Genomic DNA, 9991 nt, shown 5'->3' on the forward strand with positions numbered 1-9991 from the left:
CCTTTAAATATTGGTATATCGATTTTTTTCACTATATTTGCGGTGTCGAAAGACAGATGCAGGAGGTAAGGGGACGGTCAGTCCCCTTATTTTATACTTATGCATGAGCTATTCAGCGATATGACGGATACAAAAAAAATAATCGAAACAGCCCGGCGGCACCTGGAAGGCACGGACCTGTTCGTGGTGGAGTGCACCGCCACGCCGGGCAACGAGATCGAATTGACGATCGACAGCGACACGTCGGTGGGCATCGACGCCTGCGCGGAACTGAGCCGCGCCGTGGAGGCGGAACTCGACCGTGAGGAGGAGGATTTCTCGCTGACGGTCATGTCGGCGGGCATCGGATCGGAGTTGCGCAGCCTGCGCCAATACCGCAAACTCGTCGGCCGGTCGGTGGAGGTGCTGCTCACGAGCGGCATCAAAATACTGGCCAAACTGGACGGGGTGTCGGAAAACGACATCACCCTCTCCTACGAGGAGAAACAGGCCGTCGAGGGCAAAAAGAAGAAGCAGCTGGTGACGGTCACCCGCACCTACCCTTTCGCCGAGATCAAATCGACGAAGGAGTGGCTGGATTTCAAATAGGACAAAACTAAAAAACAAGATAACGACACAATGGACAATCTCAATCTCATCAGCAACTTTGCCGAGTTCAAAGAGCTGAAGAACATCGACAAATCGACGATGATCGGCGTACTGGAGGACGTCTTCCGCCATGCGTTGCAGAAGCAGTATGAAACGGACGAGAATTTCGACGTCATCATCAACCCCGAGAAGGGCGACCTCGAGATCTGGCGCAACCGCACGGTCGTCGAGGACGGAGCTGTCGAAGACCCCAACACGCAGATCGCCGTGTCGGAGGTGAAGGCCATCGACCCGACCTATGAGATCGGCGACGACTATGCCGATGAGATCAAGCTGCAATCGTTCGGACGCCGCGCCGTGTTGTCGCTGCGCCAGAACCTCGCGTCGCGCATCCTCGATCTGGAGAAAGCCAGCCTCTACGAGAAATACTCGGAGAAGGTCGGCGACATCGTCACGGGCGAGGTGTATCAGGTTTGGAAAAAAGAGGTGCTGATCCTCGACGACGAGGAGAACGAACTGATTCTCCCCAAGGCCGAGCAGATACCCAACGACTTCTACCGCAAGGGCGACACCATCAAAGCCATTGTCAAGTCGGTGGAGATGAACAACAACCAGCCGCGCATCATCCTGTCGCGCACGGCCAACCAGTTCCTCGAGCGGCTGTTCGAGCAGGAGGTTCCCGAAATTTTCGACGGGCTCATCACCATCAAGAAGATCGTCCGCATCCCGGGCGAGCGCGCCAAGGTCGCCGTGGAGTCCTACGACGAGCGCATCGACCCGGTGGGAGCCTGCGTCGGCATGAAGGGTTCGCGCATCTACTCGATCGTCAAGGAGCTCCGCAACGAGAATATCGACGTGGTGAACTACACGGCCAACCCGTCGCTGATGATCCAGCGCTCGCTCAACCCCGCCAAGGTTTCGTCAATCACCATCGACGAGGAGAAGATGACCGCTTCGGTCTACCTCAAGCCCGACCAGGTGTCGCTGGCCATCGGCAAGGGTGGTCTCAACATCCGTCTTTCGAAGATGCTTACGGGTTATGACATCGACGTCTACCGGGAGGTTGAAGAGGAAGACGTGGCGCTGACCGAATTCGCCGACGAGATCGACGGATGGATCATCGACGCCCTGAAGACCGCCGGCTGCGACACCGCCAAGAGCGTGCTGGAACTGTCCGTCGAGGAGGTCGCCGCCCGCGCCGACCTCGAGATAGAGCAGGCGCAGAAGGTCGTCGACATCCTGAAGGCCGAGTTCGAATAATCCAAACCGCAAAAAAAGAGAAACAGACAAAATATGGGTAACGAAAGAAAATTAAGGCTCATTCAGGTTGCAAAGGAGTTCAACGTCGGTCTGAACACGATCACGGATTTCCTGCAGAAGAAGGGCATCAAAAGCGACGGGTCGCCCAACACACTGGTCGACTCGGACACTTATGCCGTTCTGGAGAAAGAGTTCGGGGCCAACCGCAGCGCTGCCGGCGCACGCGACTCGATCCGTGAACGCATCTCCCTGAAGCAGACGACCATTACCCTCGAAGAAGCCAAAAAGCAGGAGCGCGAGGAAGAAAAAGAGGTTGTCATCAAAAGCAATGTCATCAGCGTAAAGGACGAGATCCAGCAGCCGAAATTCCTCGGCAAGATCGACCTTTCGCCCAAACCCAAGCCCAAGGCCGCACCGGCTCCGCAGCCCAGGGCGGAGGAGGCCCCGAAGGCTCCCGAAACTCCGAAGCCCGTCGCTCCGGCGCCTGCCCCGGCACCCGAGGTGAAGGCCGAAGCGCCCGCTCCGGCTCCGCAGCCCAAGGCGGAAACGGCTCCCAAAGCCCCCGAAGCGCCCAAACCGGCGACTCCGGCACCGGCTCCCGAAGTGAAGGCCGAAGCACCCGCTCCGGCTCCGCAGCCCAAGGCGGAAGCTCCCAAAGCTCCCGAAGCTCCCAAACCGGCAGCTCCGGCCTCCGCTCCCGAAGCGGCCCCCGCTCCGGAAGCCCCGAAGGCCGAGGCTCCGAAAGATAATATTTTCCGCCCGGAGACCGTGACCCTCACGGGTCCGCAGGTGCTCGGCACGATGGACGTGTCGGGCTTCGTCGCCGGCGGCAAGCACAAGCGCAAACGTCTCCAAAAGGAGAAGGTCGACGTCAGCAAGGCCCCGAAAGGCAATGCGCAGGGCGGCGGCAACCGCCAGGGACAGGGCGGCCAGAGCGGTCAGAACAACCGTCCGGGCGGACAGGGCCAGAACCGCAACGGACAGGGCGGACAGAACAACCAGCCCCGTCCGGGCGAAGGACGCCGCAACAAAGGCAAAAACGCCCCCAAACCGATCGTGCGCCCCGAAGTGAGCGACGAGGAGGTTTCGAAGCAGGTAAAGGACACCCTGGCGCGCCTGACGGCCAAGGGTTCCAAGAGCAAGAGTTCGAAATACCGCAAGGACAAGCGCGACGCCGTGGCCGAGCGCATGAACGAGGAATACGAACGCGAGGAAATGGAGCGTTCGACGCTCAAAGTCACGGAGTTCGTGACCGTCAGCGAGCTGGCTACGATGATGAACGTCCCGCCGACGGAGGTCATCATGGCCTGCATGAACCTCGGACTGATGGTGTCGATCAACCAGCGTCTCGACGCCGAGGCGCTCGTGGTCGTCGCCGAGGAGTTCGGCTACAAGACCGAATTCGTCTCCGTGGAGATTCAGGAGGCCATCGCCGACGAAAGCGAGGACAAGGAGGAGGATTTGGTTCCGCGTCCGCCGATCGTGACGGTCATGGGACACGTCGACCACGGTAAGACCTCGCTGCTGGACAACATCCGCAAGACCAACGTCATCGAGGGCGAGGCCGGCGGTATCACCCAGCACATCGGAGCTTACAGCGTGGTGCTGAACGGACAGAAGATCACGTTCCTCGACACCCCGGGCCACGAAGCCTTTACGGCCATGCGTGCGCGCGGCGCCGCTGTCACGGACGTCGCCATCATCATCGTCGCGGCCGACGACAGCGTCATGCCGCAGACCGTCGAGGCGATCAACCACGCGCAGGCCGCCGGCGTGCCGATGGTCTTCGCCATCAACAAGATCGACAAACCCAACGCCAACCCTGACCACATCAAGGAGCAGCTCTCGCAGATGAACTACCTCGTGGAGTCGTGGGGCGGTAAATACCAGGACCAGGAGGTCTCGGCCAAAAAGGGCATCAACCTCGACAAACTGCTCGAAAAGGTGCTGCTGGAAGCCGAGATGCTCGACCTGAAAGCCAATCCCAACAAGAAGGCGCAGGGTACGGTGATCGAGTCGACGCTCGACAAGGGCCGCGGCTATGTCTCGACGATCCTGGTGCAGAGCGGAACGCTCCGCGTCGGCGACGTGATCCTCTCGGGAACCTACACGGGCCGCGTGAAAGCCATGTTCAACGAGAACGGCAAGAAGGTGGAAACGGCAGGTCCCTCGACACCCGTACAGGTGTTGGGCCTGAACGGCGCCCCGCAGGCCGGCGACACGTTCAACGTCATGGACGACGACCGCTCGGCGCGCGAGATCGCCAACAAGCGCGAACAGCTGGCCCGCATGCAGGGCATCATGACCCAGAAGCACGTGACGCTCGACGAGATCGGCCGCCGCATCGCCATCGGCTCGTTCAAGGAGCTGAACATCATCGTCAAGGGCGACGTGGACGGATCGATCGAGGCTATGTCCGGATCGCTCATCAAACTCTCGAAAGAGACCGTGCAGGTCAACGTCATCCACGCCGCCGTGGGTCAGATTTCGGAGTCGGACGTCCTGCTGGCCGCCGCTTCGAACGCCATCATCGTCGGCTTCCAGGTGCGCCCGTCGGCTTCGGCGCGCAGGCTGGCCGAGAAAGAGGAGATCGAAATCCGTCTCTACTCGATCATCTACGACGCCATCAACGACATCAAGGATGCCATCGAGGGTATGTTGGAGCCGGTGATGAAGGAGGAGATCGTGGCTTCGGTCGAGGTGCTCGAAATCTTCAAGATCACCAAGGTCGGAACCGTGGCCGGATGTATGGTCCGCGAAGGCAAGCTGCAGCGATCGACACCGATCCGCGTCATCCGCGACGGTATCGTGATCTACACGGGCAAGCTGGGTTCGCTCAAGCGCTTCAAGGACGACGTGAAGGAGGTCGTGGTCGGACAGGACTGCGGTCTGAACATCGAATCGTTCAACGACATCCGCGTCGGCGACATCGTCGAGGGCTACGAACAGGTAGAAGTGAAACGTAAATAACACATAAAAAAAATCAACTACTTACAATTTATTGGCAGTAATGACTACTAAACCCATCCATTTCATCACGCCCGAGGAGGCCGTCAAGGTTATCAAATCGGGAGATCACGTGCATCTGAGCTCGGTGGCATCGGCTCCCCAATGCCTGATCAACGCGATGTGCAGGCGCGGCGAAGCCGGCGAACTGAAAGACGTGCATATCCACCACCTGCACACCGAGGGCCCGGCGCCTTATGCCGATCCCAAATTCGAGGGCGTGTTCCAGCTCGACTCGTTCTTCGTGGGCTCGAACGTCCGCAAGGTGACGCAGAGCGGTTATGCCGACTACATTCCCATCTTCCTGAGCGAGACCCAGCGCCTCTACCGCTGCGGCGCCGTTCCGTGCAACGTGGCTATGATCCAGGTCTGCCCGCCCGACAAGCACGGTTACGTGTCGCTGGGTACGTCGGTCGACGCTACGCTGGCCGCTGTGGAATGCGCCGACTACGTGATTGCCGTGGTGAACAAATACGTTCCCCGCGCTTTCGGACAGGCGATGATCCCGCTGTCGAAGATCGACCTGTTCGTGCAGGACGACACCCCGCTGATCGAGGCCAAGTTCTCGGAGCCTAACGAGGTGGAAACGGCCATCGGACGGAACTGCGCAGCCCTGATCGAAGACGGTGCAACGCTGCAGATGGGTATCGGAGCCATTCCGAACGCCGTGCTCAGCCAGCTGGGAGGCCACAAGAATCTGGGTATCCACACCGAAATGTTCGCCGACGGCGTGCTGCCGCTGGTGGAGAAGGGCGTCATCAACGGCGAAGCCAAGAAGACCGACCCGGGCAAGATGGTTTCGACCTTCCTGATGGGTTCGCAGCGCGTCTACGACTTCATCGACGACAACCCCGGCGTGCTGATGATGGACGTGGGCTATACGAACGATCCCTACATCATTTCGCAGAACGACCGCTTCGTGGCCATCAACTCGGCCCTGCAGGTCGACCTGACGGGCCAGGTGTGCGCCGACTCGCTGGGCACGAAATTCTGGTCGGGCGTAGGCGGTCAGATCGACTTCGTCTACGGCGCTTCGCTGTCGAAGGGCGGCAAGGCCATCATCGCCATGCCTTCGATCACCAACAAGGGCGTATCGAAGATCTGCCCGACGCTGCTCGACGGCGCCGGCGTGGTGACGACCCGCAACCACATCCACTGGTTCGTAACGGAGTTCGGCGCCGTGGACCTCTACGGCAAGACCCTGCAGGAGCGTGCCCGCCTGCTCATCAGCGTGGCGCATCCCTCGGCTCGGGAGGAACTCGACCGCGCCGCTTTCGAGCGCTGGGGATCGCACCACCACTACATCAAAGGATACATGGGATAATAACCCGGAGAAGATTCGAAGCGCCCTCGTTCTCTGAGGGCGCTTTTTTGTGCCGTAACGGCACTTTCAGGAAGGCGGAAAGTTTTGCCGGACCAGACGCAATCCGGTTTTGAACTCGCTTTTTCTTTTCGTATCTTTATACTATAAAATACACCGACCCATGAAAAGACCGCTCCTCTTCCTCCTGCTCCTCGCCCTCACGGGCTGCGCCGCCTCCCGCCATGCGGGCAGCTACCCCGCTTCCGCAGCCCCCGGGAAGAAGCAATATGCCGTCATACTCTCGATGGACGCTTTCCGCTGGGATCTCGCAGGCCGCAGCCACACCCCGACGCTGGATTCGCTGGCGCGGGTCGGCACCTACGCCGAGGTATTCCCGGTCTATCCGTCGAACACCTTTCCGAGCCACTACTCCATGGCAACGGGACTCCATCCCGACCACCACGGCGTGGTCAACAACGCCTTTTTCGACAAGATGCAGGGCCGTCAGCTCTCGGTCTTCGACGCCGAAGATGTCAAAACACCGGGATTCTGGGGCGGTGAACCGATCTGGAACACCGTCGAACGGCAGGGGCTCACGGCCAATATCTTCATGTGGCCCGGCAGCGACGTTCCCGTGAACGGACGCCAGGCGACGGTCTGGACCCGCTATTCCCCGAAGCCCTCCTACTACGAACGCGCCGACTGGGTGATCGACGCCCTGACGCGCCCCGAAGCCGAGATTCCGGAGTTGGTGATGTGGTATTTCGAACAGCCTGACGCCGCGATGCACACCTACGGTCCCGAGTCGCCCGAAGCCGTGGCGCAGGCCGAACGCATCGACTCCGTGCTGCGCTATTTCTTCCGCGAAGTCCGCCGTTCGCCGGTCTTCGACCGCATCAACTTCATCGTCACCGCGGATCATGGCATGGCCGGGCTCTCGCCCGAGCGCTACCTGAACCTCTACGGTGTGCTCGACTCCACACAGATCGTCCGCACCGTCCCCGGCACCCCATTCGGCATCGAGGTCCGCAGGGAGTACGTCCGCGAAGCGCTCCGCAGGCTGCGCGCCACGGGCCGCGTCAAAGCCTGGGAACGCGGGAAGATGCCCCGCCGCTTCCACTACGGCCGGCATCCGTCGCGCCTCACGAACCTGGTCCTGATCCCCGAAACCGGCTGGACCCTCGATTATTCGCCCGCAGACCGCCCGGTCCGGAAACGCGGCACGCACGGTTTCGACAACGCCGACCGCACGATGCACATGGTCTTTTACGGTACGGGGCCGGCCTTCCGCGAAGGATTCCGCCAACAGTCGTTCCGGAACCAGAACATCTACCTCATCCTCTGCCGACTGCTGGGCGTCGAACCGGCCCCGAACGACGGCGACTGGCGCGATGTAAAACATATGTTCCGCGAAAAATAGCTCCGGAATCCGGATGGGTTCGCATATCTGGCTTCGCCGAAGATACTCCGCCTTAACAAAATCGCAAACAAGTTTGCTTTTGTATTCGGCTTATTCGTATCTTTGTGCCACCAAACGTAATACACCATGAACAAACTTTTCTATTTGCTTGCAGCCGCACTCCTCGTTGCGGCATACCCGACGGGCGCTTCCGCCCAGCTCAAAATCGGCGGTAAGAAACTCAATACCGGAAAGCTCCTCAGCGCCGGCAAGGACGTCGCCAAGGCCATCACGCTCAGCGACGACGACATCGCCCGCCTGAGCCGCGAATCGGTCGAGTGGATGGACGCCAACAACCCCGTGGCGGACGACTCGACGAGTTACGGCGCACGCCTCAAACGGCTCACCCAAGGCATCACCAAAGTCGACGGCCTGCCGCTCAACTTCAAAGTCTACCTCGTGACCGACGTCAACGCTTTTGCCTGCGGCGACGGTTCGATCCGGGTCTTCGCGGCCCTGATGGACCTGATGGACGACGACGAGCTGATGTCGATCATCGGCCATGAAATCGGCCATGTGGTGCACGCCGACACGAAGCATGCGATGAAGAACGCCTACCTCGCCTCCGCAGCGCGCAACGCCGCCGGAGCCGCCGAGGGCAGCACGCTGGCCAAACTCAGCGATTCGCAGCTGGGAGAGGTCGTAACGGCCTTCACCGACGCACAATTCTCGCAGAAACAGGAGTATGCCGCTGACGCGTACGGCTTCGAATTCGCCGTGAAACACGGGTTCAGCCCCTACGGCATGGCCAATTCGCTGAACAAACTGGTCGAGCTGTCGCAAGGCGCCAAAGCCTCCACCGTGCAGAAGATGTTCTCCTCGCACCCCGACAGCGAGAAACGTGCAGCCGCCATGAAGGAGAAGGCCGACGCCTACACCGCCGCACAGCAGTAATTGAACGGCGGTTCTGTACGACCGCGGCCACCTGTTTTCACGAAACATCCGGATGATTCCGGATGTTTTTTCGTATACAGGTTCTCAATCACCTATTTCAACGGCTGACAGCCGGGGCAATAGTAGACGGCGCCGCCCAGATAAGCCTCCTTCACGATCGGTCCGCCGCAAACCGGACACGGTTCCGCGCAGGTGTTGCGCGAGAGTTGTACGGCATATCCGCCCGGTTTCCCGAAGAGGTCCTTCTCGGTATCGCGCCCGCCGCGGTCGGTCATCTCCCGCAGCACGCTTTTCAGCGTCCTGAAAAGCCGCTCCGCATCGGCATCCCCCAGCGTGGAGAGTTTGCGTTTGGGATGAATCCCCGCCCGGAACAGGATATCCTGCAAAACTCCGTTCCCGAGCCCCGGAATCCGTTGTTCCGTGGCCAGGAATGCCTTTGCCGAGAGGTTCCGCTTCGACGCGGCCCAAAGCCGGCTGAAATAACCGGCGTCGAACCGCTCCTCCAGCGGTGAACATTTCGTCCGGGCACCCTGGTAATACGGATTGTCCAACTTGCCCGGAAAGGCATTGATCCCGCCGTACATCGCCACCGTACACACCAAAAAACTCCCGTCATCGAGGGTAACGAGCAACTGGTATTTCGCCGGAATCGGGTCCTCGCATCCGTAAAGCCGCAGGATCACGCCGTCGGAAAGAGCCAGGTGCATGTCGTTCTCCAACAGCACATCGATAAATGCCCCGCAACCCTCGGCCCCGACAATCTTCCGACCGGTCAGCAGCATCGGATATTCGAGCGGATCACCCGTATACCAGGTGAATTTATGGGGATGCGTGGCGTTGAACACACCGGTAACGGTACGGCCAGCCAGCGTTTCGCGGACTTGCCGCGCCACGGTCTGCGATTCGGGAATTTCGATCATCGTCTGAAAAAGGGTTATTTGGCAGGCTGGAAAAAAGACCAATGGGTGTGGATAATTTCCCACTGTCTAGAGGGATTAGTCCGGTAAACTTCCGTACAGTTCATTCGAAATATACATCCGTCCCGGTGCACCTCATAATCATAGGTCAGGACGGCGGCATCGGCCGTCAACTGCACGATCGGATCGATCATCCTATACTCCGAGATTTTGATCTTCCCCCGAATCGGATCGTAATAGGCTTTCAGGGCCTCTTTGCCCGTAAGCTTATGTTCCAAAGCCGGGTCCATATACACCACATCGTCGGATGACAAAGCTATAAACCCATCCGGATCACCATCGTTCCACAACTCCAAGGCATGCTTTTCCAGTGCTATAATCGCGGCCCTGATCGCTTCGGTATCTTTCATAGTCAACATCTATCGGCGTCAATATAGCAAGAATAATCCGGATTCCCCAACCTCCGGGCACAAAAAGAAAGCCGGACCCTTTATTAGGATCCGGCTTGAAGAGGCGGCTACCTACTCTCCCACGGGAAAACCGCAGTACCATCGGCGTAAGTGA

8 protein-coding genes are annotated in these 9991 nt (G+C 59.6%); 6 read left to right on the top strand and 2 right to left on the bottom strand.

Annotated elements, in window-relative coordinates:
* Positions 1-120: 120 nt before the first annotated feature.
* The 6 genes from rimP to BLU78_RS13005 all read left to right on the top strand — a co-directional run bounded on the left by rimP (position 121) and on the right by BLU78_RS13005 (position 8510).
* Complete coding sequence (rimP, locus tag BLU78_RS12980) at positions 121-588, top strand: ribosome assembly cofactor RimP (protein ID WP_010261106.1); 468 nt, start codon at positions 121-123, stop codon at positions 586-588.
* Between the two features lie 30 nt (positions 589-618).
* Positions 619-1848 (top strand): transcription termination factor NusA, encoded by a 1230-nt coding sequence (gene nusA, locus BLU78_RS12985; RefSeq protein ID WP_010261107.1) that lies wholly within the window; start codon positions 619-621, stop codon positions 1846-1848.
* Between the two features lie 33 nt (positions 1849-1881).
* Positions 1882-4818 (top strand): translation initiation factor IF-2, encoded by a 2937-nt coding sequence (gene infB / locus BLU78_RS12990; RefSeq protein WP_010261108.1) that lies wholly within the window; start codon positions 1882-1884, stop codon positions 4816-4818.
* 40 nt (positions 4819-4858) lie between these two features.
* A complete protein-coding gene (locus tag BLU78_RS12995) occupies positions 4859-6178 on the top strand; it encodes an acetyl-CoA hydrolase/transferase family protein (RefSeq protein WP_010261110.1) in 1320 nt (439 codons plus the stop codon).
* A 160-nt stretch (positions 6179-6338) separates the two neighbouring features.
* Entirely contained in the window at positions 6339-7577 is a 1239-nt protein-coding gene (locus tag BLU78_RS13000) for an alkaline phosphatase family protein (RefSeq protein ID WP_010261113.1), read from the top strand.
* Positions 7578-7703: 126 nt separating this feature from the next.
* Positions 7704-8510 carry a M48 family metallopeptidase gene (locus tag BLU78_RS13005; RefSeq protein WP_010261114.1) on the top strand — a complete coding sequence of 269 codons (807 nt, stop codon included), beginning with the start codon at positions 7704-7706 and terminating at the stop codon, positions 8508-8510.
* Positions 8511-8602: 92 nt separating this feature from the next.
* Here the strand turns inward: BLU78_RS13005 and BLU78_RS13010 are convergent, their stop codons facing one another.
* Both BLU78_RS13010 and BLU78_RS13015 read right to left on the bottom strand, forming a co-directional pair.
* Entirely contained in the window at positions 8603-9430 is an 828-nt protein-coding gene (locus tag BLU78_RS13010) for a formamidopyrimidine-DNA glycosylase (RefSeq protein WP_010261119.1), read from the bottom strand.
* Between the two features lie 14 nt (positions 9431-9444).
* Positions 9445-9846, bottom strand: coding sequence for a YybH family protein (locus tag BLU78_RS13015; RefSeq protein ID WP_010261123.1), 402 nt, complete (start codon positions 9844-9846; stop codon positions 9445-9447).
* Positions 9847-9991 lie beyond the last annotated feature (145 nt).

This window comes from Alistipes timonensis JC136 (genome assembly GCF_900107675.1).
Taxonomy (GTDB): Bacteria; Bacteroidota; Bacteroidia; order Bacteroidales; family Rikenellaceae; genus Alistipes; species Alistipes timonensis.